Genomic DNA, 25,768 nt, shown 5'->3' on the forward strand with positions numbered 1-25,768 from the left:
GAGCGGCACTACTTAGGTAGCGGCCGGCCCGGACTGTGCATCGGGGTCATCCCCCACCTCACCCGGGTACGGCGCTGCGGGGCGGCCCCATGCGTCGGCTGAGCCCTAGGCTCGCTGCGTGGCCTCCAGCGCCGTCGCCCTCCGGCGGGTCGTCCATCGGTACGCCCCGCCGCTGCTCGCTGTCCTGGTCGCCGCGGCCGTGTGGGCCAGCGCGACCGGTGACATCGGGGTCCGCTCGCCGCTGCCGAGCGTGGTCGTGCTGCTGATCGCACTGGGCTCGGCGTGGGCAGCCGGCACGGTCCGGACCCGCCGCTGGCCGTTGTTCCTGGCCGCGGCGGTCGGCTGGTTGGTGCTCGCCGCTGCGGCCGCCGGGGTGCTGGCCTCGTACCAGGCGGGTCTGCGGTTGCGAGGTCGCCAACTCGCCGGCTACCTCGCCGGGGCGGCAGTGGTGCTGACCGGTGGGGTGCTGGTCGGGCTGGCGGTGGGTGGCGTACGCCGGATCACCACCGCCAGCACCGGCAACGTGCTGCTGCTCGCCGCCTGTCTGGTGGGGCTTCCGTTGGTCTTCGGCCTCTGGGTGCGGGCCCGTCAGGACACGCTCGCCGCTCTGCGGGACCGGGCCGAGCGGCTGGAACGCGAGCAGGAGGCCCGCGCCGACCGGGTCCGTGCCCAGGAGCGGACCCGGATCGCCCGGGAGATGCACGACGTGGTGGCGCATCGGGTCTCGTTGATGGTGGTGCATGCCGGGGCGCTGGAGGTGACCGCCGTGGACCCGGCGACCGTCGAGGCCGCCGCGCTGATCCGGACGACCGGCCGGCAGGCGCTCACCGACCTGCGCGAGGTGCTGGGTGTGCTGCGCCAGGCCGGCCCGGCCGTGACACCGGAGCGGGGGCTCGACACGTTGGACGAGTTGATCGGGGAGTCCCGTGCCGCCGGGCTGCGGGTGTCCCGACAGGACGAGGGTGTGCCGGCGATCCTTCCGGCGACGCTGGGGCGTACCGCGTACCGGGTGGTCCGTGAGGCGTTGACCAACGTGCGCAAGCACGCGGCCGACGCCGAGACGACGGTCTGCCTGCGCTACCTGCCCGACGGGCTGGAGGTGCTGGTCCGCAACGGCCCGTCCGAGGGCGGGTCGACGCTGCCGGGTGCCGGGCAGGGGCTGCTCGGGCTGCGTGAGCGGGTGGAGCTGCTCGGCGGCCGGTTGGAGGCAGCTCCCGTGGACGGCGGCTTCCTGGTCCGGGCCCTGATCCCGCTGGCGGGTGCGGCGTGATCCGGGTGGTGGTGGTCGACGACGAGCAGCTGGTTCGGGCCGGGCTGCGGCTGATCCTTGAGGCGGCGGAGGACATCACTGTCGTCGGTGAGGCAGCGGACGGCGCCGGCGCGCTGGAGCAGGCACAGCGGTTACGCCCCGACGTGGTGCTGCTCGACGTGCGGATGCCGGGCGTCGACGGGCTGACCGTGGCGCCTGACGTGGTCGCCGTCGGCCCAAAGGTGATCATGTTGACCACCTTCGACCTCGACGAGTACGTGCACCGCGCGCTGCGGGCCGGCGCGGTCGGCTTCCTGCTCAAGGACACCCCGCCCCGCGAGTTGGCCGCCGCCGTTCGTACGGTGGCCGCCGGTAACGCCATGCTCGCCCCGACGGTGACCCGGCGCTTGATCAGCTCGTTCGCCGAGCGTGGTCCGGCCCGCCGGGACGCGGCCCGTGAGCGACTCGCACCGCTGACCGAGCGGGAGTTGGCGATCGTCCGGGAGGTGGCGCGCGGGCACGGCAACGCGGAGATCGCCCGGCGGATGACGATGAGCGAGGCCACCGTCAAGGCACACGTCAGCCGGGCACTGGCGAAACTCCACGCGGGCAATCGGGTGCAGCTGGCCATCCTGGTGTACGACGCCGACCTGCTGTGACGGGTGTCAGGTCGACCCGGCCCGATCGGTGGTGGCGGCGGCGCGGCGGCGCGCCCGGTGCCGCAGCCAACGGATGCCCTCGATGCCCAGCGTGACGATCACCGACAGGCCGATCCCGGCGAGGACGCCCTTGACGGGGTGCCGTTCGAAGGCCAGCCCACCGAAGTAGCCGAGCAGCCCGCAGTACAGGGCCCAGGTGACCGTCGCGATCGCGTCGTACAGCAGGAACGACCGGCGGGGATAGCGCACCGCGCCCATGGTGAGGGTGACGGCGGTCCGCCCGCCCGGCAGATACCGGGAGGTGGTCAGGATCAGCCCGCCGCGCCGGTTCAGCGCGCGCCGGGCCCACTCCGAGCTGGCACGTCGGCGGCTGCCATCGGGAAACCCGGCGAGGCGTCTCGCGCCGCCACCGCGCCCGATGGCGTACGAGACGTGGTCACCGGCGCAGGCGCCCAGCGCGGCGGCGACGATCACCGCCGCCAGCTTGGGATTTCCGCTTGTGGAGAGCACGGCGGCGGTGATGACGGCCGCCTCGCCGGGTACGGCCGGAAAGAACGCGTCGACCGCCGTGAGCCCGAAGATCAGCAGGTACACCCACGGTGAGGTGACCAGCTGTCGGAGCAGGTCGAGCGCGGAGTCCATGCCCCCCATGCTCGCCGGGTGCGACCCGCCCGGTGGCCGAAGCCGCTGGATAACCCCACCTCGCCCCGCGCCGATCGTGCACTTTGTGCCCGAACCAAACTCTGCAAGAGCCGCAGAACAGCGACCGAAAGTGCAAGATCGACGCGTTGGGGCGGGGTGGTCAGGCAGTGCGGACCAGGGCCGGTGGGGCGAGCAGCGAGCCGTGTGGGGTCTTGTCGTCGGAGGTGGGGCCTTGCGAGGTGAGCACCACCGGGGTGTCCAACTCCGCGCGTACCGCTGCCGGCCAGTCCTCCCGCGGTTCGTCGTACACCGGGCGGGAACGCAGCAGGCGGGCGGTGAGCGCGGCCTGCCGGCCCAGGTCACCGGGCTGGCCCGGGGTGAGCCGGTCGGTGGTGTCGTAGCGGCGGCAGATCCGCAGGTCGGGGCCGGCCAGGTCGAGGTGGGTCAGGGCCAGGCCGTCGACGCCGCCAGCCGCCGCGAGGGCGTACCGGTGGGCGACCGCGTCGAAGTGACCGAACCGGAACCGGCCCTGCCACGGGTTCGTGGCGTTGTGCGCGTCGGCGAACGACAGGCTGGGGTCCTCGGTCACCAACGGGCCGTGCCCGTGCCGGGTGGTGACCACGCGGAGCACCCCGATCCGGGTCACGTCGCCGGGCCGGCCCGCCTCGGCGAGCAGGCTGTCGACGTTGGCGAACGTGGTGGTGCTCCAGGTGGTGTACGGGTGGAAGCCGTGCCACTCGTCGAGCAGCACCCCCTGCGCGCCCTCGAAGACGCAGGTCCCGGTGCGCAGCGCCCCGGCGAGCCAACTGCCGTCGACGATGGCGACCCGGTCGGCGAACCCGGTGTACGCGGGCAGGCAGTCCTCGATCGGTGGCGCGTCCAGCGGGCCCAGCTCGGCGGTCAGTCGGTCCCGCACCGTGGTCAGCCGGCGGCGCAGCAGCGCTGGGTGGTGGCAGTCGGCGATCCGGGGCGCGTCGTCGGGGTGGGCGAGACCGTACGCGACGGCCTCGCCCACCCCCAGCCCGCAGGAGCCGTGCCGGTCGGCTCCCCGGGCGATCTCGCGGGCCCGGTTGGCGGCCCGGTGGTACGGGGTGGCGAGCAGTGCGTCCCCGTCGACGGTCAGCCGGTCGAGCGCGTCGGGCACCCCGACCGTGGCGAGGTGGTCGGCCTCGGCGGCCAACGCCAGCGGGTCCACCACCACGTGCCGGGACAGGTGCGTTCGCACACCGGGATGGAACGTGCCGGCGCCGAACTGGGCGAACGTGTGGTGCCGCCCGTCGCGCAGCACGACGTTGTGTGCCGCCTGCGCGCCCCCGTTGAAGCGGACCACAGTGTGTACGGGACGGGTGGCGCAGAGCCAGTCCACGACAGTGCCCTTGCCGGCGTCGCCGTAGCCGAGGTCGACCACCGCCACGTGGTTCACAGCCGGGTCACCCCGCTGGCCGTGTCGGTGAACGCCGGCAGCGTCGACACCTCGGCGCGCCGGTCCCGGCCGAGGCGGGCCAGCGCCTTCGACACGGTCCCGGTGGCGCCGGAGCCGGCGCGGTCCAGGTCGCGCAGGCCCTCGTCCAGGTCGATGGCCTGTTCGCCGAGGCCGATGGTGAGCGCGATGGTCTCGCAGACCGCGTCGAGGTCGTCGAGCACCACGGCGTTCTGCCCGAACAGGTCCCGCCAGAAGTCGAGCACCTTGGCGTTGCCGGCGTAGTGGCTGCCGGCGGGGAGCAGGTAGTAGGTGTCCCAGCGGCGGGTCACCTCGTCGACGACCTGCCGCAGCGGCACGTCCTCGGAGAGGCCGTCCCCAATCAGGCTGGCCACCTCCCGGGCCTTCACCCGCTGGTACGCCAGCTCGTCGCCGATGATGAACAGGTAGCCGCGCCGGCCGCGCTTCTCCCAGTTGTCGGTGACTGTGTGCCGCGCCATGAAGTACATGGCCAGCTCGTACGACTCGCTCATCTGTCCGCCGCCACCGCCCTCCAGCACGATCCGGCCGAGGTCGTCGTCCATCCGGTTGTCCGACTCGAACTGGCCCACCTGCAACGGCACCCGGTCGCAGGTGGCGTCACCGATGGCACCGAACATGATCTGCGGGTCGCTCGCGTAGCCCTGCCGTTGCAGCAGCCCGAGCAGTTGCGGCAGCTTGGTCTGCAGGACCCGCGGCACCGTGCGCATCGAGCCGGTCACGTCGAAGAGCACCGCGACGGGCGTCGACCGGGGGTGCTCGTCGGAGTCGCGGCTCTCGCGGGTCGCGTCCCTGGGGTCGAGCGCGGGGTGCACGGTGCGCGCCCCGCTGTCGCTGTAGGAGAAGGCGCTCCTGCCGGTGGACCGGCGGTAGCGGTCGGCGGCGTCGTACACGTCGGTGGACCAGATTCCACTGCCCATGACAGCTCCTTAGGGGGTGAGGGTGAAGGGTCGGAAGGTGCGTGGCCCGTAGAGCCGGTCCAGCACCTGGTCGAGTTCGCGCAGCAGGCGCCAGGCGTCGTCGGGGCGGGCGTCCAGGGATCGTTGCCGGCAGCCCTGCGCGAAGGTGTGCAGCTCGCGGGGTACGCGCGGCCCCATCAGCCAGCTCATGCAGTGGCTGGCCATCGCGATGTCGGTGCCCGGCCCCGAGGGCTGCTTCTTGAGGACTTCCTCCGGGTCCCAGCCGTGGCCGGGTGCGACCGCCGGGATCGTGCTCCCGACGGCCGCGGAGAAGCACCAGTCGATCAGCACCACGCCGTGGGCGTTCGGCTCGATCAGCACGTGCCGGGGCAGTACCGCGCCGTGCACCACGCCCGCCCGGTGGGCCAGGCCGAGCACCACCAGCAGCCGCCGCCACATCCAGGCCACATCCCGGGCGTCCAGCCCGTCGGGGTATGCGCGCCGCACCTCCTCAAGGTCGTGCAGGCCGGGTGCGGCGGCGAGGACGTTGATCCGCCGTTCCGCGCCGGTGGCGGCGTCCCGGTGCCGGAACTCGTCGACGAGCCGGGGCACGTACGGCAGGTAGCGCGGGTCGCCGCGCTCGGCGATGGTGCGCAGGGCATGCGCCTCGCGGGCCATCAGGTCGTTGTCGGTGGGCCGTCGAGGAAGCTTGAGCAGCCGGTCTTCGCCGACGTCGTAGAGGTCGGCCAGGTCACCCGAGTGGGCCGGCGCGCCGAGCCGGTAGTTGCCGAGGACGGTGGTCTGCCGTGCCTGCCACCGTGTGGTGACGTGGACGAACGCGTCGATGGCTTCGGCGCGTACCGCCGGGTCGGTCGGCAGGCGGTCGGGGTGCAGGGCCGCGACCAGCTCGCGGTAGCGGCGGGCGGGCTGGTCGGCGCCGAACAGGTCCGCGTCGGTGCGGGCGGCCGCGACCAGGCGAATGGCCTCCGCGGCCCTCACCGCGCCGTCTCCTCGCGGGCGGGGCGCAGCAGCGCCGGGTGCAGCAGGCGGGCGTCACCGGCCCGGTAGAGCCGGGCGCGCGGGCCGCCTCGGGCACCACCGCGCTCGGTGCTGGCGCCGGTGCTCTCCACGAAGCCCGGCACGGAGAGCACCTTGCGGTGGAAGTTGCCGGCGTGCAGCGGGTGCCCCCAGACCGTCTCGTAGACGGCGCGCAGCTCGCTGATCGTGAACTCGGCGGCGAGGAAGCGGGTGGCGAGCGGGGTGTACTCCAGCTTGGAGCGGGCCCGTTCCAATGCGTCGTCGATGATCCGGCCGTGGTCGAAGGCGAGCTGTCGGCTGGTCAACGCGGTCACCGGCAGCCAGACTGCCTCGTCGGCGTCGCTGCCGGCGGCCGGGTCCGGCAGGTCGGGGGCGAACGCGAGGTGGGCGATCGAGACGACCCGCATGCGCGGGTCACGGTCGGGAGCGCCGTAGCTGCCCAACTGCTCCAGGTGTACGCGGCGCAGCGCCTCGCCGCCGAGCCCGGTCTCCTCGGCCAGCTCCCGTCGGGCGCCAGCGGTCAGGTCCTCGTCGGGGCGGACGAAGCCCCCGGGCAGCGCCCAGTGCCCCGCGAAGGGTGCCTCGCCGCGCCGGATCAGCAGCAGGTGCAGTGCGTCGTCGCGGATGGTCAGCGCCACCACGTCGACGGTCACGGCGACCGACGGATAGGCCCGGGGGTCGTACGCGGCCAGGAACTCCTGCTCGTTCATCACGTCTCTCTCATTCTGAGAACATCTCGCTGTGAGAACAACCTAGCGCAGAAGTGCGCGGCTGCCAAGGGCAACTCAGCGCACGAACCTGCCTGGTGCGTTCAGCGCACGAGACCAGCGCGGTGCGTTCAGCGCACGAGACAAGCGCGGTGCGTTCAGCGCACGGAACCGGTCAGGTGGGGTCGGCCACGGGAGTCGTGCAGGGCGAACCCGCCGTCCGGCAGGAGCGCGAAGCTCACGGTGCTCGGCAGCGGCACGGGCAGCTTGAAGGCGACCTCGACGGTGTACACGTCCGGCAGCCGGGCCTCCAGCGCGGCCAGGCAGCGCGCCTTGCTCCACATGCCGTGCGCGATCGGCCGGCGGAAGCCGAACAACCGCGCCCCGAGTCGGGAGGTGTGGATCGGGTTGTGGTCGCCGGAGACCCGCGCGTACTCCGTACCGATGCGCGGCTCCACCCGCCAGCTGGCGGTGGCCGTCGGCGCCGCGGGACGTTCGCCGGCCTCGCGCCCGCCCGGCTTGCGCTCCCGACCGAGGTACGTCGAGACGCCGCGCCACACCTCCTCCCCGTCAACCGAGCCGACCAGCACCACGTCCACCTGCCGCCCCCGGTCGTGTGGGCGCAGGTTCTCCGCGTACGTGGTGAAGTCGAGGGTCTCGTCGGCGGTGATCGGGCGGTGCGTGGTGATCCGGTTGCCGACGTGCACCAGGCCGATCAGCGGGAGGGGAAAGTCCGGCGCGGTCATCAGGCGCAGGGCCAGCGGAAAGCCCATGACGTGCGGAAACGTCGCGGGCAGCCGGTCGCTGAGCCGGAACCCGCAGACCCGGTCGTAGTCGGCCACCTGCCCCCGGTCGACGCTCACCCCGCCCACTGTCAACTCGACCGCGGGCAGGTCGGGCCCGCGCCGCCCCTTGCCGAGGCCCGGCAGCGCGCCGAGCAACGCCCGTCGGTGCAGCGCCCCGACCGCCGGCATCCGGGGCAGCTCGACAGGGGTACGGCTGCCCGACTCCGGCCGCGCGCCCATCACGCCCCCAGCAGGCTCTGGCCGCAGACCCGGACCACGTTTCCGCTGACCGCGCCGCTGGCCGGCCAGGCCAGCCAGCCGATCGTCTCGGCCACGTCCACCGGCAACCCGCCCTGGGCCAGGCTGTTCATCCGCCGGCCCGCCTCGCGGACCACCAGCGGGATGCGCGCGGTCAGCCGGGTCTCGATGAAGCCGGGGGCCACCGCGTTGACGCTGATCCCGCGCTCCCGCAGGGCCGGTGCGAGCGAGTCGACCAGCCCGATCACGCCGGCCTTGCTGGTGGCGTAGTTGGTCTGGCCCCGGTTGCCGGCGATCCCGGCGATCGAGGAGACCGAGATGATCCGCCCGCCGGCCGGGATCAGCTCCCGCTCCAGCAGTACGTCGTTGATCCGCTCCTGGCTGGAGAGGTTGACGTCGATCACCTGGTCCCACCGGTCGGCGTCCATCCGGCCGAGCGTCTTGTCCCGGGTGATGCCGGCGTTGTGCACCACCACGTCGACCCGACCGTGCCGGCTGGCCAGGTGCTCGGCGAGTCGGGTCGGCGCGTCCGGCGCGGTCAGGTCGAGTTGGACGGCGGTGCCGCCGATGTCGTTCGCCACCGCGGCGAGCGCGTCACCGGCGGCCGGGATGTCCAGGGCCACCACCTTCGCGCCGTCGCGGGCGAGCACCTTCGCCAGCGCCGCACCGATGCCCCGTGCGGCGCCGGTGACCAGCACGACCTGCCCGTCCAGTGGGCGGTCCCAGTCGGCCGGGACGCTCGCCGCGCCGCCGCCGACCCGGATGACCTGGCCCGACACGTACGCGGACCGGCCGGACAGCAGGAACCGGAGTGTCGATTCGAGGCTCGTGGTCGTGCCAGCGGAGTGGGCCGGGTCGTCGGCTGCGGTACTGCTCACGTAGACGAGTTGCGCGGTGGTGCCCCGGCCGAACTCCTTGCCGATGCTGCGGACCAGCCCTTCGAGGGCGCGCTGGGCGGTCGCCTCGCGGGGTGTCGGGCACTCCTGCGGCGGGGTGCCCAGCACGATCACCCGGCCGCTGGGCAGCACGGCCCGGGCCTGCGGGTGGAAGAAGTCGTAGAGCTGGCGCAGCTCGGTCGAGTCGGTGATCCCGGTGGCGTCGAAGAGCAGTGCCCCGTACCGCTGCGGGGTGGCGGCGGCCGGGTCGGCCAGCTCGACACCGGCGGCGGTGAGGATCTTGGCGATCGGCTCGCCGAGCCGGCCGCCGGTGGCCGCGCCGAGCAGGGCCGGGCCGGCCAGCAGCGGGTCGCCGGGGTGGTGCCGGCGCAGTCGGGGCGGGTCGGGCAGCCCGAGGCGCTTGACCAGCGCGCGGCCGGCGGCCGATTGGACGAAGCTCGCGTACCTGTCGGTCATGGGCGTAGCCTACTGGCGAGTAGGGTTCGAGCAACACATGTCGAGGAGGCGGATCGTGCAGAGCATCCGGCGGGTCGCGGTCATCGGGGGCAACCGCATCCCCTTCGCCCGTTCCAACGCCCGCTACGCGGACGCGTCGAACGCGGACCTGCTCGGCGCGGCGCTCGACGGCCTGATCGCCCGCTACGGGCTGGCCGGGCAGCGCATCGGCGAGGTGGTCACCGGGGCGGTGCTCAAGCACTCCCGCGACTTCAACCTCACCCGCGAGGTGGTCCTCGGCTCCCGGCTCGACCCACACACCCCGGCGTACGACATCCAGCAGGCCTGCGGCACCGGCCTGGAGGCGACCATCCTGGTCGCCAACAAGATCGCCCTCGGGCAGCTCGACGTGGGCATCGCCGGCGGTGTCGACACCACCTCCGACGCCCCGCTCGCCGTCAACGAGGAGATGCGCCGCACGCTGCTCAAGCTCAACTCGGCCCGCACGCTGGGCGAACGGCTCAAGATCGCGGCGAAGCTGCGCCCACTTCAGCCGTTCAAGCCGGAGATCCCGCGCAACGCAGAACCGCGTACCGGCCTGTCCATGGGCGACCACGCCGCCCGCACCGCCCTGCGCTGGCAGATCGACCGGCGCTCCCAGGACGAGCTGGCGCTGCGCTCACACCAGCGCCTCGCCGCCGCGTACGACAGGGGTTTCTTCGACGACCTGATGACGCCGTACCTGGGGCTCACCCGGGATCAGAACCTGCGCCCCGACAGCAGCCTGGAGAAACTCGCCTCGCTGAAGCCGGTCTTCGGCACCCGCGGCCCGGATGCCGAGCAGGCCACCATGACGGCCGGCAACTCGTCGCCGCTCACCGACGGCGCGTCCACAGTGCTGCTGGCCAGCGAGGAGTGGGCGGCGGCGCACCACCTGCCCGTGCTGGCCTGGTTCAGCTGGTCGGAGACGGCGGCGGTGGACTTCGTGCACGGCGACGAGGGGTTGCTGATGGCACCCGCGTACGCGGTGCCCCGGATGCTGGCCCGTGCCGGGCTGACCTTGCAGGACTTCGACTACTACGAGATCCACGAGGCGTTCGCGTCGCAGGTACTGGCCACCCTCGCCGCCTGGGAGTCGCCGGAGTTCGCGAAGGACCGGCTCGGCCTGGACGCGCCGCTGGGCGCGATCGACACCGACCGGCTCAACGTCAACGGGTCGTCGCTGGCCGCCGGGCATCCGTTCGCCGCCACCGGTGGACGGATCGTGGCGACCCTGGCCAAGCTGCTGGCCGAGCGGGGCAGCGGGCGAGGGCTGATCTCCATCTGCGCCGCCGGTGGTCAGGGCGTGACCGCCATCCTGGAGCGCTGAGCGGAGTGTGCAAGGCGACGCCCGCCGGACCCGAGGGTCCCGGCGGGCGTCGGAGCCTGCGGTAGGGCTCAGCCGAGGGTGAACTTCTCCCAGGTGCTGATGGCCGGGCCGTTGGCGATCAGCGGCTTGGATCCTGCGCCGTCGGCGCTGACGTACTTGTTGTTGATGGTGGCCTTGAAGCTGACCGTGCCGTCGCTGTTGCGGACGATGGTGAACCGTTCCCAGCTGCTGGCCGTCGGGCCGTTGGCGATCAGCGGCTTGGCGCCTGCGCCGTCGGCGGACACGAAGTGGTTGTTGACGCGGGCGAGGAGGGCGACCTGCCCGTTGCCGAGGTCCACCACGTCGAACCGCTCCCAGAGGCTGACCGCCGGGCCGTTGGCGATCAGTGGCTTCGACCCGGCGCCGTCGGCGCTGACGTAGCGGCCGTTCACCCGCGCCTTCAACGTCCGGTTGGCGTCGGCGACTGTGACCTGGTGGAACTTTTCCCAGGTGCTGATCGTCGGCCGGGTGGCGGCCAGCGGCACGGCGCCGCTGGGGTCGGCGGTGACGTACTGGCCGTTGTCGGCCTTGAGGCTGGTGGTGCCGTCGCTGTTCCGGTTGAGGCTGAACCGCTCCGGAGCCGCCACGACCTGGCTCATGGCGTGCAGCCAGCCCGGGCCGCCGTTGGAGGTCCGGCTAACGTACCGCCCGGTGACGTGGGAGAAGAGCGCGACTTGGCCGCCGCCCGCGTCGGTGAGGTCGAACTGCGCGGTGAGGCCCAACTCGGGTCTGGTCGGCACGAGACCGGTCGGCGTGCCGGCTCCGTCGACGTAGCGGCGGTTGGAGAGGGCGAGGAGACCCACCGTCGCGGTCCGCCGCAGGACGCTGACCTGCTGAGAGCTGGTGTCCGTCCGACCGTCGGTCCCGGTCACCTTGACGCTGACGCTGTAGGTGCCCGGGTTGGCGTACGTGTGCGAGGCCACCGGGGTGCTCTGGGTGACCCCGGATCCGTCCCCGAACTCGAACCGGTAGGACTCAATCGGATGGAGGCCCGGCTTGGACGCGGAGGCGTCCAGCTCCACCGAGCGCGCTCCGAGATCCATGCTGACGCCGAACGACGCTGCCGGCGGCCTGATGGTCTCCACCGCGCCACGGTCGGCGTAGGTGATGGGGCCGGCACCGGTGTTCGCTACGGCCGGGTCGTCCATGCGCGAGGTGCCGATGCGGTCGAGTGCCGGGAACCGGGGGGCCGCAGAATTCGCCGAGTCGAGATTGTCCCGTGGCTGTCCCGTCTCCCGGTCGTGTGCGGCTTGCCCGGACGCGGTCCGGAACGCGACGAGGCTCATCCGGGTGTTCCAGGCGTAAATCTGCGGGGAGTCGCTGTAGTAGTGGTGGGCGTTGTTGTAGTCGACCACCGTCTTCCCGACAGCCCCGCCGTAGACGCCGATCTCGACACCGTCGATGAACGCCGGGTCGCAGTAGCTCTGGTCGAAGAAGCCGTTCGTGATCAGCACATTGTTCTGCACGGCGACACCCGACGAAGCTGCGTCGACCCGGATCCCGTCGCGGCAACGGTCCTCGATGGTGTTGTTGGTGATCGCCGTGCCGGTGGCCCCGTTGTTGTGCACCCCGTGGCCGGAGCCACCGTCAATCTGGTTGTTGGCCACCACAGTGTCGACAGCGCCCACCCCGAGGGTGACTGCCGCTCCGGTGAACCCGCTGACCTTGCTGTCGAGGATGCTGACTCTCGGCCCGTCGACCCGAACGCCGACGCCGTTCTTGGTGGTCCGGTACCCGGCGCTGCTCAATACGTTCACGGATTTGACCAGCACGTCGCTGCTCGCGGCGTCGATGATGATTCCAGCGCTCAGGGTCGGCCCGCTGGCGTTGATCTGCTTCAGCGTCGACCCGGTGACGCCGGCCAACCGGACCGCGGGCGCGGTCGAGGAGGCGTCCATCGCGAAGTTGCCGCCCTGGATGGTGATCCGCGAGGAGTTGCGCAGGTCGAGGCCGGGCAGCAGGCTTGTCGACCCGTTGCTGCGCAGATTCTTGAGTACGACATCGTGCTGGCCGTCGATCACGAAGCCGGCGGTCGCGCCGATCAGAGTTGCCACGTCACTGGCGAAGAAGGTGACCGGCTGCTCGGGCGTGCCGGACATGGGAATCGTGACGCGCTCCGGGTAGTTACCGCCGCCGACGTCCACCGTCTGACCGGCCGTGACCACCGCAGCCGCCGCGCCGATGCTGCAGAACGGCTGTGCCAACGTGCCTGGGAACTGATCGGAGCAGCCGCCGACGGGATTCTGTCGGACGTAGAGCGTCGTCGGAGCGTCCGCCTGGGCCGGCAGTGTGGTGCCCACCAGGGCACCACCGGTCAGCACGACGGTCGCGAGACCAGAAAGGAGGGATTTACCCATGCTTTGCCTCGGGGATGAGGAGGATCCGGCGATCGCCGGGAGTCAGATAAAGGTGATCATGCATTACCGGCCGGTTGAGGCGCTGACCGCAGTGACAAAACTGCCACTCCGCCGGTGTGTGCAAGGCGACGCCCGCCGGACCCGAGGGTCCCGGCGGGCGTCGACAGTGCGGTAGGGCTCAGCCGAGCGTGAACCTCTCCCAGGTGCTGATGACCGGGCCGTTGGCGATCAGTGGCTTGCTGCCCGCGCCGTCGGCGCTGACGTACTTGTTGTTGACGGCGGCCTTGAAGCTGACAGTGCCGTCGCTGCTGCGGACCATTGTGAACCGCTCCCAGGTGCTGGCCGTCGATGCGCTCGCGATCAGCGGCTTGGCGCCTGCGCCGTCGGCCGACACGAAGCGGTTGTTGACGCGGGCGAGGAGGCCAACCTGCCCGTTGCCGACATCCACCACGTCGAACCGTTCCCAACTGCTGGCGGTTGCCGCGCTCGCGATCAACGGCTTGGTCCCCGCGCCGTCGGCGCTGACGAAGCGGCTGTTGACCTTCGCCTTCAGGGACCGGTTCGCGTCTGGTACGACGACCTGGAGGAACTTCTCCCAGGTGCCGATGGTGGACACGCTGGCGCTCATCGGAACGGCGCTGTCGACGTCGGCGGTCACGTACTTGTTGGTGATGGGGGCTTGGAGGCTGATGGTGCTGTCGCCGTTGCGCACCAGCGTGAACGACTCGCGTACGTCCACGAGGATGCTGTCCGCCGTCAATACGGAGAGGTCGAACTGGGAGATGGCGACGTAGCGCCCGACCGCCCGGGAGAAGAGGGCGACCTTGCCGTTGCCAGCGTCCGCCAGGTCGAACTGCGCGATGGTGCTCGGTTCGGCCTGGTTGGGCCGAAGCCCGAAGCCGGTCTCGTAGCTGACGTAACGCCGGTTGGACAGGGCGCGTAGACCAATGGTCCCGGTCGGCCTCAGCATGCTGATCTGAGTATTGCGGGTCGTTGACCGACCGTCGGTGCCTTTGACAGTGATGTTGACGAAGTAGGTGCCGGGGTTCGCGTAGGTGTGCGAGGCGATCGGGCTCGTCTGGGTGACCAGGCTGCCGTCACCGAACGAGAACTCGTAGGACGCGATCGGATTGAGGCCGGGGGTGGAGGCGGACGCGTCCACGGTGACTGAGCGCGCCTGGATGTTCAGGGCGACGTCGAACAACACCACGGGGCTTCGGATGGTCTCCACGGTTCCACGGTCGGCGTAGGTGACCGAGCCGGCGCCGGTGTTCGGCACGGTCGGGTCGTCGATGCGCGGCGAGCCGGCGCGGTCGAGCGTCGGGTAACCGGGGGCCGCCGAGTTCGCCGAGTCGATGTTGTCCCGGGTCTGTCCCGTCTCGCGGTCGTGGGCGGCCTGGCCGGAGGCGGCCCGGAACGCGGCGAGACCCATCGGGGTGTTCCAGGCGTAGATCTGCGGGGAGTCGTTGTAGTAGTGGTGGGCGTTGTTGTAGTCGACCACCGTCTTCCCGACCGCACCGCCGTAGACGCCGATCTCGACACCGTCGAGGAACGCCGCGTCGCAGTAGCCCTGGCGGAAGAAGCCGTTCGTGATCAGCACGTTGTTCTGCGCTGAAACGCCGGACGAGGCTCCGTCGACGCGGATGCCGTCGCGGCAGCGGTCCTTGATGGTGTTGTTGGTGATCGCCGTGCCGGTGCCACCGTTGTTGTGCACCCCGTGACCGCGACCACCGTCGACCCGGTTGTTGGCCACCACCGTGCCGACCGCGCCCACCCCGATGGCGACTGCCGCACCGCTGAAGCCGCTGAACGTGCTGTCGAGGATGCTGACCCTCGGCCCGTCGACCTGAACGCCGACGCTGCCGGTGGGTGGCTCGTGCGCGATGTTGCTCGACACGTTCACGGATTGGACGAGCACGTCGCTGCTCGCGGCGTCGATGGTGATCCCGCCGCTCGGGGCCACCCCGCCGGTGCTGATCTGCCTCAGTGTCGACCCGATGACGCCAGCCAACCGCACTGCGGGCGCGGTCGAGGAGGTGTCCATCGCGAAGGTGCCGACCTGAACGGTGATCCGCGAGGAGTTGCGCAGGTCGAGGCCGGGCACGCTGGTCGACCCGATGCTGCGGAAATTCCGGAGTACGACATCGTGCTGGCCGTCGATCACGAAGCCGGCCGTCGCGCCGATCAGGGTCGCCCCAGAGCTAGCGAAGAAGGTGACCGGCTGCTCAGGCGTGCCGGACGTGCGGATCGTGACGCGCTCCCGGTAGTTGCCGCCGCCGACGTCCACCGACTGGCCGGGCGTGACCACCGTGGCCGCGGCACCGATGGTGCAGAACGGTTGCGCCAAGGTGCCCGGGTACTGGTCGGAGCAGCCGCCGACGGGATTCTGTCGGACGTAGAGCGTCGTCGGAGCGTCCGCCTGGGCGGGCAGCGCGGTGCCCACCAGGGTGCCGCCGGTCAGTACGACTGTCGCGAAAGCGGAGAAGAAGGATTTACGCATGCTGGCCTCGAAGATGAGGAGGACCCGGCGATGCCGGGAGTCAGATAAGGCGATCCTGCATGATCAACAAGCGAGGCGCTGACCCGGGTGACAAAACGGCCACCAACGGGTGGCTGACGGTCTACGAGCTGCGCTGACTGTGCCCTCGCACGACGACGCCCGCCGGACCCGAGGGTCCGGCGGGCGTCGACAGTGCGGTAGGGCTCAGCCGAGGGTGAACTTCTCCCAGGTGCTGACGGCCGGGCCGTTGGCGATCAGCGGCTTGCTGCCCGCGCCGTCGGCGCTGACGTACTTGTTGTTGATGCCGGCCTTGAAGCTGACAGTGCCGTCGCTGTTGCGGACCATTGTGAACCGCTCCCAGGTGCTGACGGCCGGGCCGTTGGCGATCAGTGGCTTGGTGCCTGCGCCGTCGGCGGACACGAAACGGCTGTTGGCGCGGGCGAAGACGGCGATCTGACCGCCACCGAGGTCGGCGAAGTCGTACCGCTCCCAGCTACCGGCGGTCGCCGCGCTCGCGATCAGCGGCTTCACACCGGCACCGTCGGCCATCACGAAACGGCCGTTCACGCTGGCCTTCAGCGACCTGTTCGCGTCGGCGACCGGAACCTGGGCGAACTTCTCCGAGGTGCCGATGGTGGACCGACTGGCGCTCATCGAGACGGTGCCGCTGGCGTCGGCGGTGACGTACAGGTTGTTGCTCGCCTTGAGGCTGACGGTGCCCTCACTGTTGCGGACGACAGTGAACTTCTCGGTGGTGCCAACCACCTGGCCCGCGGCGTTCAGGGACTCGTTGGCCGACTGCGTGACGTAGCGGCCGTTGGCCCGCGCGACGAGGGCCACCTGGCCGTTGCCGGCGTCCGCCAGGTCGTACTGCGCGGCGGCGGTCAACCCGACCTGGTTCGGCAGGAGAACCGACGCGGATGTACCTACGTAGCGACGGTTGGACAACGCGAGCAGGCCCACGGAAGCGGTCCGCCGCAGCACGCTGACCTGCTCGGTGCTGCTGCCGACGAGGCCATCGCTACCCCTGGGGACAACCGTCACGTCATAGGTGCCCGACGTGGCGTATTTGTGCGTGGCGATCGGACCGGACTGGCTGGTGGAGGTGCCGTCGCCCCAACGGAACTCGTAACTATCGATCGGGACGAAGCCCGGCGTGGAGGCGGAGGCGTCCACCCTGACAGTGCTCGTGGCCAGGTCCACTGTGGCGTCGAAGGACGACACCGGGTATTTGATGGACTCAGCAGTGCCACGGTCGGCGTACACGATCGGGCCTGCGCCGGTGTTCGCAACGGCCGGATCGTCCCGGCGTGGCTTTCCGCTGGTGTCAAGGTCCTGGTAGCCGGGTGCCGTCGAGTTCGCCGAGTCGACGTTGTCCCGGACATCCGACGTGTACCGGTCGTGTGCGGCCTGCCCGGAGACGGTGCGGAACTGGGTGAGACCCATCCTGGTTCCGTTCCAGGAGTAGCCGGTCGCGGACGTGGACTGATGCCAGGTGTTGTTGTAATCGATCACCGTGCCGCTCAGCGCCGCGCCGTGGACCCCGATCTCGGCACCCGCGGGAGCCTGCGGATCGCAGTAGCCCTGGTTGAAGGCGCCGTTGTTGCGGAGCACATTGTTCTGTACCGAGACCTGGGACGACGCCCCGTCGACCCGGACGCCGCCCAGGCAACGGTCCTGGATGTCGTTGTTGGCGATGCCCGTGCCCACGGCTCCGCGGTTGTGGATGCCGTATCCGATCCCGCCCCTGATCCGGTTGTTGGCGATCACCGTCCCGGAGGCGGCAGGGCCCACCGAGATGGCAGCTCCGGAGAAGCCGGCAACATCGCCGCCGACGATCGTGTTGTGCGGCCCGTCGATTCGAATGCCCACGCCGTCATCGGCGGCAATGTGTTTCGGGTCGGTCGCCACCAGCGTGTCGTCGACGATCACCTCGCTGGTGGAGGCATCCATGGTCAAGCCGCCGGCGAGCGCTGTCCCGGTGGCGATGATCTCTTCCAGCATCGCCATCTTCACATTGGCGAGTCGGATGGCGGGCGCGGTCGCGACGTTCGCCATCGTGAATTCGCCGCCCGAGATCAAGATGTTCGAGGCGTTACGCAGATCGATGGCGGGTACATCGGCAGACCCCCTGACATTGAATTCCTGAATGTAGATGTCGTGCTGGCCGTCGACGACCAGGCCCGCGTTCGGACCGACAAGCGTCACCCGCGTGCGAGGGGTATTGGCGATGAAGGAGATCGGCAATTCCGGTGTGCCGGAGCTGGTGAGGGTGACGCGCTCGGCGTAGGTGCCGCCGTCGACACGAACCGTCCCGCCGGCGGTCACCACGGCGGTTGCTGCACCGATCGTGCAGAACGGCGTGGTTTCGGAGCCTGGCCCCTGGTCGGAGCAGTTCGCGTCGGCCTGCTTGACGTACAGGACCTCAGGTTCGGCTGCCTGGGCGGGTGCGCCGGTGGTCAGCAGGGTGCCGCCGGTCACCGCGATCGCGGTGAGGCCGGCGAGGGATCTTCTGCGCATGCATGCCCTCTGTCGTGAAGGGTGGATTCGGCTTCGCCGGTAATCAGACGGAGACCATGATCCGATACCGGCTGGTAGCACACCGCCCCGGGCGACAAAACGGCCAACCGGCCCCACCGGCACCCGCCCTGGCCTGCTGGCCGGACGGGCCGCCGGGTAGGAGAGAATGAGGCACGTGACGACGATCCCCAACGTGCTGGCCAACCGGTACGCCTCGCCTGAACTGGTCGCCCTCTGGTCCCCGGAGGAGAAGGTCCGGATGGAGCGGCGGCTCTGGCTCGCCGTTCTCCGCGCTCAGCGCGACCTGGGCGTGCCGGTGCCGGACGGCGTGGTCGAGGCGTACGAGCGGGTGCTCGACCAGGTCGACCTCGCCTCGATCGCCGAGCGGGAGCGGGTCACCCGGCACGACGTGAAGGCCCGGATCGAGGAGTTCAGCGCGCTCGCCGGGCACGAGCACGTGCACAAGGGGATGACCTCCCGGGACCTCACCGAGAACGTCGAGCAGCTCCAGGTGCGCGCCTCACTGGAGCTGATCCGCGACCGGGTGGTGGCCACCCTGGCCCGGTTGGCCTGGCTGGCCCACGAGCACTCCGAGCTGGTCATGACCGGCCGTTCGCACAACGTGGCGGCGCAGGCCACCACGCTGGGCAAGCGCTTCGCGTCGGCGGCGGAGGAGTTGCTGATCGCGTACGAGCGGCTGGAGGAGCTGATCGCCCGCTACCCGCTGCGGGGGATCAAGGGACCGGTCGGCACGGCCGCCGACCAGCTCGACCTCTTCGACGGCGACGCCGACAAGGTGGCCGAGCTGGAACGACGGGTCGCCGAGCACCTGGGCTTCTCCCGGGTGCTGGACAGCGTCGGGCAGGTCTACCCGCGCTCGCTCGACTTCGACGTGCTGGCCGCGCTGGCCCAGACGGCCGCCGCGCCGTCGTCGCTGGCCACCACGATCCGGTTGATGGTCGGTCAGGAGCTGGCGACCGAGGGCTTCAAGCCGGGTCAGGTCGGTTCCAGCGCGATGCCACACAAGATGAACACCCGTTCCTCCGAGCGGGTGAACGGCTTCGCCGTGATCATCCGGGGTTACCTGTCGATGGTCGGCGAGCTGGCCGGTGACCAGTGGAACGAGGGGGACGTGTCCTGCTCGGTGGTCCGCCGGGTGGCACTGCCGGACGCGTTCTTCGCCGCCGACGGGCTGTTCCAGACGTTCCTCACCGTGCTCGACGAGTTCGGCGCGTACCCGGCGGTGATCAACCGGGAGCTGGAGCGCTTCCTGCCGTTCCTGGCCACCACGAAGATCCTCGTCGCGGCGGTCCGGCGGGGCGTCGGCCGGGAGGTCGCCCACGAGGTGATCAAGGAGCACGCGGTGGCGGTGGCCCTGGGGATGCGCGAGAAGGGCTCACCGGAGAACGACCTCTTCGACCGCCTGGCGGCGGACGGTCGACTCGGCCTGTCCCGCGCCGACATCGACACCCTGGTCGCCGACCGCAACGCCTTCGTAGGTGCCGCCCAAGCCCAGGTGGCAGCGGTGACAAGCCGCATCACCACTGTGGTGACCGCCCACCCAAACGCGGCAACCTACAGCCCACCCCCCATCCTCTAACCCCACCCCTCCCACCCCACCCCACCCGGCGTTGCCCGCCCTTCCCCGGGTGATCAAGAGGTTTGCGTCATTTTCGATCTCCGTGATGACCGAAACCTCTTGATCAACACGGGAGAGGGGGCCCGGTGGGCCGGTTGGTGGGTTATTCGCCGGTTGGGGTTTCGGCGGCGGTTCTCAGGTTGGGAGCGCTGGCCGGTTCGGCGATGCCGCCGGGAGACCCGGTGAAGCCCGCGATTTCCGCGGTTTCCGCGGCGACCGCCGGCTGGTCGGCCGGCATGACCTCGGGCATCTTGGGTACGGCGACCACGGCCGTCCCGTACGCGCAGATCTCCATCCACATCTCGCCACAGTCCCGGCTGTCGAATCGCATGCCGATCACCGCGTTCGCGCCGAGCCGCAGGGCCTCCTCGCCGAGGCGGGCCACCGAGTCGGTGCGCCACCGGGTCAGGTTGTCCGGGGCCATCGGGTCGTACGCGCCACCGCGCAGGTTCTTCACACCCTCGCGGTACGGGTTGCGCGTCCTGGCCATCGATGACACCACCTCACCGAGAATCTGGCGGATCTCGTAGCCGGGCAGTTGCTCTGTCGTCACGACCAGCACGGTTCCGATGCTGTCAGGAGTGGCGCGACCCGATCGTGTGCATTGTTCACCTGATCGGATGCTGCAAAACGACGCGGCGCGGACGGCCGGCACGTGGCCGACCATCCGCGCCGAGCGGGGCGCTAACCGTCAGACACCGGCCACCGAGGTGATCCAGGCCCGGTTGTACGCAACGCTTCCGTAGTTCTGGATGCTCGACCCGTCGGCGGTGGAGGCGACGCCGACCTGCTGACCGTTGTAGAACTGCGGGCCGCCGGAGTCACCGCGCCAGGCGTTGCCGTTGATCCGGGTGCTGCGGATCGCCTGACCGCCGTACGCGTCGGTGGCGCTGTTGCTGGTCACCCGGACGGTGGCGGTCTTCAGCACGGTGGACGCCGAGCAGCCGCTGTAGCAGGTCATGCCCCAGCCGTAGATCGAGTTCGTCGAGTTGATCGGCGGGTTGCTGCTGGCCAGGCTCACCGCGGAGGTGCTGACCGTGCTGGAGAGCCGCATGAGCGCGAGGTCGTTGCGGGTGTAGGTGGCGCTGACCGTGCGGGTGACCCCGCCGGAGGTGCGGTTCACGCTGCCGACGCGCACCGACATGGTGCCGCTGATGCAGTGCCGGGCGGTGAGCACCCACTGCGCGGCGATGACGCTGCCGGAGCAGGTGAACGAGCCGTTGCTGAGCACCGCGGCGGCCCAGGGCGCGGACGAGACGGTGCCGCCGCCGATGATGGGTTGTGGGCCGGCGGGGGCAACGGGGGCGGCGGACGCGGCGGACGTGACGCCGAGGGCGCCGACCAGCGCGGTGCTGAGTACGGCGAGCAGGGGGCGGATGCGCATCGGGTGGACTCCTTGGACGGGGCGGGCCCGGGGTCGCCGGGTGCGGATGGTGCCGGGCGGCGGGGGTTCCCGGAGCCGGCGAAATCGACTTGCGTCGATGTAGAGTAGGACGCGACGCGATCGTTATCAAGGAGTTGATCGAGGTTGCCCAATGTAACGATTCGGCCACCCGCTGCGCCGTATATGTCCTGCTAGGGCCACCTGTCGTGCGTGACAGGTCCGACTGAGCCTCAGTAATGTCGATCACTGCCTGAACTGCACCCGGCCGGTGCGTCCGCGGCGATATCTGCCAGGTACGCTGGCTGCGCTCGCCCATTGTGGGTCGGCACCCAACTGCGTACACAGTCAGGAGTGCCCAGTGCCTCGCGTCGTCGTCGACGTCATGCTCAAGCCCGAGATCCTTGATCCGCAGGGCCAGGCCGTCGCAAACGCGCTGCCCCGGCTCGGCGTCGGTGACGTCGCCTCGGTTCGGATCGGCAGGCGGATCGAGATCGAGTTCACCGGTGAACCGGACCTGGACCGCGCTCGGGAGATTGCCGACAAACTGCTCGCCAACCCGGTCATCGAGGACTTCACCGTCCGCCTGGTCGAGGCCGACGAGACTGCGGACGCCCGCTCGTGACCGCCCGGGTCGGTGTGGTCACCTTCCCCGGCTCGCTCGACGACGGGGACGCGGCCCGGGCCGTCCGGATCGCTGGCGCTGAGCCGGTCCGGCTCTGGCACGGCGACCCGGAGCTGCACGGTGTCGACGCGGTCGTCCTGCCCGGCGGTTTCTCCTACGGTGACTACCTGCGATGCGGCGCCATCGCCCGGTTCGCCCCGGTGATGGAGACGATCGTGGACGCCGCCCGGGGTGGTCTGCCGGTGCTCGGCATCTGCAACGGCTTCCAGATCCTCTGCGAGGCGCACCTGCTGCCCGGCGCGCTCACCCGCAACCAGCACCTGCACTTCCGCAACCGGGACCAGGTCCTGCGCATCGAGTCGGCCGGGACGGCGTGGACCAACGCGTTCCAGCCCGGCCAGGAGGTGCTCATCCCGGTCAAGAACGGCGAGGGCTGCTACGTCGCGGACACCGCGACGCTGGACCAGCTCGAAGCCGAAGGTCGGGTGGTCGCCCGCTACGTCGGCGGCAACCCCAACGGGTCCCAGCGCGACATCGCCGCGATCACCAACGCCGCCGGCAACGTGGTCGGCATCATGCCGCACCCCGAGCACGCGGTGGAGGCGCTCACCGGCCCTTCGCTGGACGGCCTCGGCTTCTTCACGTCGGTCCTCAAGCACCTGGTGGGGGCGCCGGCATGACCGGCGGCACGATCATCGGTCAGCTCAACCGCCGGCCTGGCGGGCACGAGCGCAGCGAGGAGAGGTCATGACCACCCATCCGGACCCGGTACGGGACACACCGGAGGCGTACTCCGCCCCGGCGCAGCCGGCCGAGCCGAGCGCGGCGCAGCCGGTCGCACCGGCGACCGCTCCCGCCCAGCCGGCCGCCGCCGTATGGACCGAGGGCGTGGACACCGTGCCGCGCGCCGGTGGCACCCCGGGCGAGCTTCAGCCGTACACCGAGCTTGGTCTGCGCGACGACGAGTACGACCGGATCCGGCAGATCCTCGGCCGCCGGCCCACGCAGTCCGAGCTGGCGATGTATTCGATCATGTGGAGCGAGCACTGCTCCTACAAGTCGAGCAAGGTGCACCTGCGCCAGTTCGGTGAGAAGGCCCCGCACAGCGACCGGATGCTCGCCGGCATCGGTGAGAACGCCGGTGTCGTGCAGATCTCCGACGAGCTCGCGGTGACCTTCAAGGTCGAGTCGCACAACCACCCGAGCTTCGTCGAGCCGTACCAGGGCGCGGCGACCGGCGTCGGCGGCATCGTCCGGGACATCCTCGCCATGGGCGCCCGCCCGGTCGCGGTGATGGACCCGCTGCGCTTCGGTGCCGCGGACCACCCGGACACCGCCCGGGTGCTCACCGGTGTGGTCGCCGGCGTCGGCGGCTACGGCAACTGCCTGGGCCTGCCCAACATCGGTGGTGAGCTGGTCTTCGACCCCTCCTACCAGGGCAACCCGCTACTCAACGCGCTCTGCCTGGGCGTGCTGCCGGTCAGCCGGCTGCAGAACAAGGCCGCCGCCGGCCCGGGCAACGTTGTCGTGCTGATGGGCGCCAAGACCGGCCGCGACGGCATCGGCGGCGTCTCGGTGCTGGCCAGCGCCACCTTCGACGAGGGCAGCGAAGCGCGTCGCCCCGCCGTGCAGGTCGGTGACCCGTTCACCGAGAAGCTGCTGATCGAGGCGTGCCTCGAGCTGTACGACGGCCAACTGGTCGTCGGCATCCAGGACCTCGGCGGCGCCGGTCTGACCTGCGCGCTCACCGAGACCGCCGCCGCTGCCGGCACCGGCATGCGGGTCTGGCTGGAGCGGGTGCCGCTGCGCGAGCCCTCGATGGACCCGCACGAGATCCTGGCCAGCGAGTCGCAGGAGCGGATGCTGCTGGTCGTCGAGCCGGACAAGCTCGACGCGGTGCTCAAGACCTGCGAGAAGTGGGGCGTCCTCGCCACCGCGATCGGTGAGGTCACCGCACCGGAGCCGGACGGCAGCCCCGGTCGCCTGCTGATCACCTGGCAGAACCACCTCGTCGTCGACGTGCCGCCGGGTTCGCTGGTCGACGACGGCCCGGTCTACGCCCGACCGATGCGTGAGCCGGCCGACCTGATCCTGCTCCAGGCCGACCGGGCCGAGACGCTGCCCCGCCCGGCCGACCCGGAGGCGCTGCGGGAGACCGTGCTGCGCATGATCGCGTCGCCCAATCTGGCCGACAAGTCCTGGGTCACCGAGCAGTACGACCGCTATGTGCTGGGCAACACTGTGCTCGCCCAGCCGGAGGACGGCGGCGTGATCCGGATCGACGAGCGGACCGGTCTCGGTGTGGCGCTGTCGGTGGACGGCAACGGCCGGTACGCCAGGCTCGACCCGTACAACGGCACCAAGCTGGCCCTGGCCGAGGCGTACCGGAACGTGGCGGTGACCGGCGCCAAGCCGATCGCCGTCACCGACTGCCTCAACTTCGGCTCCCCGGAGGACCCGGGCGTCATGTGGCAGTTCGCCGAGGCCGTCCGCGGCCTGGCGGACGGTTGCCTGGAGCTGGGCATCCCGGTGACCGGCGGCAACGTGAGTTTCTACAACCAGACCGGTGCCGCGGCCATCCACCCGACCCCGGTGGTCGGTGTGCTGGGCGTGCTGGACAACGTCGCCGACCGGGTGCCGATGGGCTTCGTGCCGCGCGCCGGCGGCGACCACGACCAGCTCTACCTGCTCGGCGAGACGAACGTGGAGCTGTCCGGCTCGGAGTGGGCCTGGGTGACGCACGAGCACCTCGGTGGTATTCCGCCGCAGGTCGACCTTCTCCGCGAGAAGGCGCTCGCCGAGCTGCTGGCCGAGGCGGCCCGGGTCGGTCACCTTGCCTCCGCGCACGACCTCTCCGACGGCGGTCTCGCCCAGAGCCTTGTCGAGTCCTGCCTGCGGCGCGGCGTCGGTGCGCGGATCGCGGTGCCGGAGCAGTTCGCCGAGGGCTCGATGCCGTTCGTCTACCTGTTCAGCGAGTCCGCCACGCGGGCGCTGGTCTCGGTGCCGCGCGGCCACGACAAGGCGTTCGCGGCGCTCTGCGCCGAGCGGGGCGTGCCGTTCGAGCTGATCGGCGTCACCGACCCGTCCGGCGGGGCGCTCGAGGTGCACGGCCAGTTCCGGATCGGCCTGGACGAGCTGCGCACCGCGCACACCGAGACGTTGCCGCGCCTCTTCGGGGGCTCGGCGGCAGTCGAGGTGCCCGCGCCGGCTGCCGGTGTGGCGGGTGCGGTCGAGGCCGTTCCGCTGCCGGTCGCACAGGCTGAGCCGGTGGACGCGGCGGCGGTGGTCTCCGAGCCGATCGCTTCCTCGGGTCCTTCCCCGGAGACCGGCGCGGTCGAGCCGATCGGGTCGGAGCAGCCCGGCGGGGCGTCCGAGTCTGACTCCGGTGTCACCGAGCCGTCGCCCGACGAGCGCTGAGGCGTTGACGGCCGCCGTCTACGGCCAACCCGGATCGGGTGCCCGGTTCGACTGGGGGCTGACCGGGGCGGCGGAACTCGGCCGGGTCTGCGCGGCGTTGGTGGTGGTGGACGTCCTCTCGTTCACCACCGCCGTGGAGGTGGCGGTCGCCCGGGGCATGCGGGTGCACCCGTTCCCCTGGGGTGAGCAGGCCGCCGAGTACGCCGTACGGGTCGGTGCGACCGCTGCTGTCGGGCGGCGGCAGACGACAGCGGAACACCCGTGGTCGCTCTCGCCCGCCGCGCTGAGCAGCGCACCCGTGGTGGCGGACCTCGTGCTGCCCTCCCCGAACGGCTCGGCCATCAGCGCCGCCGCCAGCGCCACCGGCCTGCCGGTGGTCGCGGCGTGCCTGCGCAACGCGCGCGCCGTCGGGCATTGGCTGCGCCGCCAGGGGTACGGCACGCTGGACGCCCCGATCGGCGTGATCGCCTCGGGGGAGCGGTGGCCGGACGGGTCGCTGCGACCGTCGGTGGAGGACCAACTTGGCGCCGCCTCGGTGCTGGACGCCCTCTCCGGCGTGCCGGGTGGGCTCTCGGTGGAGGCGGCCATGGCGCTCGCCGCGCTGGCGAGCACCCCGGATCTGCCCGCCGCGGTGCGCGGCAGCGTCTCCGGACGGGAGCTGACCGAAAGCGGCTTCGCCGCGGACGTGGACGTCGCCGTCCGGATCGGCGTGTCGGACGTCGTGCCGGTGCTCCACCAGGGCGTCTTCTCCGCCGCCTGACCGCGCCGGCCCGCACCTGACCGCGCCGGCCCGCGCCTGACCGCGCCGGCCCGCGCCTGACCGCGCCGGCCCGCGCCTGACCGTGCCTGACCGTGCCTGACCGTGCCTGACCGTGCCTTGTGATCAACTCGGCT

General features: G+C 71.1%; 20 protein-coding genes. 8 read left to right on the forward strand and 12 right to left on the reverse strand.

Going from position 1 to position 25,768, the window contains the following annotated elements; translation table 11 throughout:
- Positions 1-118: 118 nt before the first annotated feature.
- Both MED15_RS08285 and MED15_RS08290 read left to right on the forward strand, forming a co-directional pair.
- A complete protein-coding gene (locus tag MED15_RS08285) occupies positions 119-1,270 on the forward strand; it encodes a sensor histidine kinase (protein ID WP_112732985.1) in 1,152 nt (383 codons plus the stop codon).
- Positions 1,267-1,908, forward strand: coding sequence for a response regulator (locus MED15_RS08290; protein WP_112732983.1), 642 nt, complete (start codon positions 1,267-1,269; stop codon positions 1,906-1,908). The genes MED15_RS08285 and MED15_RS08290 overlap by 4 nt, the downstream gene beginning before the upstream one ends.
- Before the next feature lie 6 nt (positions 1,909-1,914).
- Here MED15_RS08290 and MED15_RS08295 read toward each other — a convergent pair whose 3' ends face one another.
- From MED15_RS08295 to MED15_RS08325, 7 genes are all read right to left on the reverse strand, one after another.
- Complete coding sequence (locus MED15_RS08295; protein ID WP_091396100.1) at positions 1,915-2,550, reverse strand: DedA family protein; 636 nt, start codon at positions 2,548-2,550, stop codon at positions 1,915-1,917.
- Positions 2,551-2,710: 160 nt separating this feature from the next.
- Positions 2,711-3,973 carry an adenylosuccinate synthetase gene (locus MED15_RS08300; RefSeq protein WP_112735254.1) on the reverse strand — a complete coding sequence of 421 codons (1,263 nt, stop codon included), beginning with the start codon at positions 3,971-3,973 and terminating at the stop codon, positions 2,711-2,713.
- Positions 3,970-4,929 (reverse strand): hypothetical protein, encoded by a 960-nt coding sequence (locus MED15_RS08305; RefSeq protein WP_112605704.1) that lies wholly within the window; start codon positions 4,927-4,929, stop codon positions 3,970-3,972. The genes MED15_RS08300 and MED15_RS08305 overlap by 4 nt, the downstream gene beginning before the upstream one ends.
- A gap of 9 nt (positions 4,930-4,938) precedes the next feature.
- Positions 4,939-5,907 (reverse strand): protein kinase family protein, encoded by a 969-nt coding sequence (locus MED15_RS08310; protein WP_112735256.1) that lies wholly within the window; start codon positions 5,905-5,907, stop codon positions 4,939-4,941.
- Positions 5,904-6,656, reverse strand: a complete 753-nt coding sequence (locus MED15_RS08315; protein ID WP_112698762.1) for an NUDIX hydrolase — start codon at positions 6,654-6,656, stop codon at positions 5,904-5,906. The genes MED15_RS08310 and MED15_RS08315 overlap by 4 nt, the downstream gene beginning before the upstream one ends.
- Positions 6,657-6,811: 155 nt before the next feature.
- A complete protein-coding gene (locus tag MED15_RS08320) occupies positions 6,812-7,678 on the reverse strand; it encodes a MaoC/PaaZ C-terminal domain-containing protein (RefSeq protein ID WP_112735258.1) in 867 nt (288 codons plus the stop codon).
- Positions 7,678-9,048, reverse strand: coding sequence for a 3-oxoacyl-ACP reductase (locus MED15_RS08325; RefSeq protein ID WP_112735260.1), 1,371 nt, complete (start codon positions 9,046-9,048; stop codon positions 7,678-7,680). Before MED15_RS08325 ends, MED15_RS08320 begins: the two co-directional genes overlap by 1 nt.
- Positions 9,049-9,103: 55 nt before the next feature.
- On the opposite strand from MED15_RS08325, the gene MED15_RS08330 reads away from it, so the two are divergent.
- Positions 9,104-10,396 (forward strand): acetyl-CoA C-acetyltransferase, encoded by a 1,293-nt coding sequence (locus MED15_RS08330; protein ID WP_112586187.1) that lies wholly within the window; start codon positions 9,104-9,106, stop codon positions 10,394-10,396.
- Positions 10,397-10,464: 68 nt separating this feature from the next.
- On the opposite strand, the gene MED15_RS08335 is transcribed toward MED15_RS08330, so the two are convergent.
- The 3 genes from MED15_RS08335 to MED15_RS08345 form a co-directional block, all read right to left on the reverse strand.
- Complete coding sequence (locus MED15_RS08335) at positions 10,465-12,792, reverse strand: PKD domain-containing protein (protein WP_112735261.1); 2,328 nt, start codon at positions 12,790-12,792, stop codon at positions 10,465-10,467.
- Between the two features lie 178 nt (positions 12,793-12,970).
- Positions 12,971-15,292 carry a PKD domain-containing protein gene (locus tag MED15_RS08340; protein ID WP_112735263.1) on the reverse strand — a complete coding sequence of 774 codons (2,322 nt, stop codon included), beginning with the start codon at positions 15,290-15,292 and terminating at the stop codon, positions 12,971-12,973.
- A gap of 204 nt (positions 15,293-15,496) precedes the next feature.
- On the reverse strand, positions 15,497-17,812 hold the full coding sequence (locus MED15_RS08345) for a PKD domain-containing protein (RefSeq protein ID WP_112735265.1): 2,316 nt from the start codon (positions 17,810-17,812) through the stop codon (positions 15,497-15,499).
- Positions 17,813-17,987: 175 nt separating this feature from the next.
- Here MED15_RS08345 and purB point away from each other — a divergent pair, with 175 nt between their 5' ends.
- A complete protein-coding gene (purB, locus tag MED15_RS08350) occupies positions 17,988-19,412 on the forward strand; it encodes an adenylosuccinate lyase (RefSeq protein WP_112725810.1) in 1,425 nt (474 codons plus the stop codon).
- A 142-nt stretch (positions 19,413-19,554) separates the two neighbouring features.
- On the opposite strand, the gene MED15_RS08355 is transcribed toward purB, so the two are convergent.
- Together MED15_RS08355 and MED15_RS08360 are read right to left on the reverse strand one after the other, a co-directional pair.
- Positions 19,555-20,118: a YbjQ family protein gene (locus MED15_RS08355; protein ID WP_112586197.1), complete on the reverse strand. Its 564-nt coding sequence runs from the start codon at positions 20,116-20,118 to the stop codon at positions 19,555-19,557.
- Between the two features lie 24 nt (positions 20,119-20,142).
- Complete coding sequence (locus tag MED15_RS08360; protein WP_112602151.1) at positions 20,143-20,835, reverse strand: S1 family peptidase; 693 nt, start codon at positions 20,833-20,835, stop codon at positions 20,143-20,145.
- 358 nt (positions 20,836-21,193) lie between these two features.
- Here MED15_RS08360 and purS point away from each other — a divergent pair, with 358 nt between their 5' ends.
- From purS to MED15_RS08380, 4 genes are all read left to right on the forward strand, one after another.
- Complete coding sequence (purS, locus tag MED15_RS08365) at positions 21,194-21,457, forward strand: phosphoribosylformylglycinamidine synthase subunit PurS (protein ID WP_030491392.1); 264 nt, start codon at positions 21,194-21,196, stop codon at positions 21,455-21,457.
- On the forward strand, positions 21,454-22,137 hold the full coding sequence (purQ, locus tag MED15_RS08370; RefSeq protein ID WP_091396055.1) for a phosphoribosylformylglycinamidine synthase subunit PurQ: 684 nt from the start codon (positions 21,454-21,456) through the stop codon (positions 22,135-22,137). Before purS ends, purQ begins: the two co-directional genes overlap by 4 nt.
- Before the next feature lie 67 nt (positions 22,138-22,204).
- Positions 22,205-24,874: a phosphoribosylformylglycinamidine synthase subunit PurL gene (purL, locus tag MED15_RS08375; RefSeq protein WP_112586201.1), complete on the forward strand. Its 2,670-nt coding sequence runs from the start codon at positions 22,205-22,207 to the stop codon at positions 24,872-24,874.
- A gap of 4 nt (positions 24,875-24,878) precedes the next feature.
- Positions 24,879-25,634, forward strand: a complete 756-nt coding sequence (locus tag MED15_RS08380; RefSeq protein ID WP_112586203.1) for a 2-phosphosulfolactate phosphatase — start codon at positions 24,879-24,881, stop codon at positions 25,632-25,634.
- Positions 25,635-25,768: the final 134 nt, after the last annotated feature.

It is taken from the genome of Micromonospora noduli, assembly GCF_003264475.1.
Classification (GTDB): domain Bacteria; phylum Actinomycetota; class Actinomycetes; order Mycobacteriales; family Micromonosporaceae; genus Micromonospora; species Micromonospora noduli.

Coding starts and splice junctions, on each gene's coding strand:
- MED15_RS08335 (WP_112735261.1), bottom strand. CDS start 12,792: ATGGGTAAATCCCTCCTTTCTGGTCTCGCGACCGTCGTGCTGACCGGT.
- MED15_RS08325 (WP_112735260.1), bottom strand. CDS start 9,048: ATGACCGACAGGTACGCGAGCTTCGTCCAATCGGCCGCCGGCCGCGCG.
- MED15_RS08340 (WP_112735263.1), bottom strand. CDS start 15,292: ATGCGTAAATCCTTCTTCTCCGCTTTCGCGACAGTCGTACTGACCGGC.
- MED15_RS08305 (WP_112605704.1), bottom strand. CDS start 4,929: ATGGGCAGTGGAATCTGGTCCACCGACGTGTACGACGCCGCCGACCGC.
- MED15_RS08320 (WP_112735258.1), bottom strand. CDS start 7,678: ATGGGCGCGCGGCCGGAGTCGGGCAGCCGTACCCCTGTCGAGCTGCCC.
- MED15_RS08345 (WP_112735265.1), bottom strand. CDS start 17,812: ATGCGCAGAAGATCCCTCGCCGGCCTCACCGCGATCGCGGTGACCGGC.
- MED15_RS08295 (WP_091396100.1), bottom strand. CDS start 2,550: ATGGACTCCGCGCTCGACCTGCTCCGACAGCTGGTCACCTCACCGTGG.
- MED15_RS08360 (WP_112602151.1), bottom strand. CDS start 20,835: ATGCGCATCCGCCCCCTGCTCGCCGTACTCAGCACCGCGCTGGTCGGC.
- MED15_RS08355 (WP_112586197.1), bottom strand. CDS start 20,118: ATGGTCGGCCACGTGCCGGCCGTCCGCGCCGCGTCGTTTTGCAGCATC.
- MED15_RS08315 (WP_112698762.1), bottom strand. CDS start 6,656: ATGAACGAGCAGGAGTTCCTGGCCGCGTACGACCCCCGGGCCTATCCG.
- purL (WP_112586201.1), top strand. CDS start 22,205: ATGACCACCCATCCGGACCCGGTACGGGACACACCGGAGGCGTACTCC.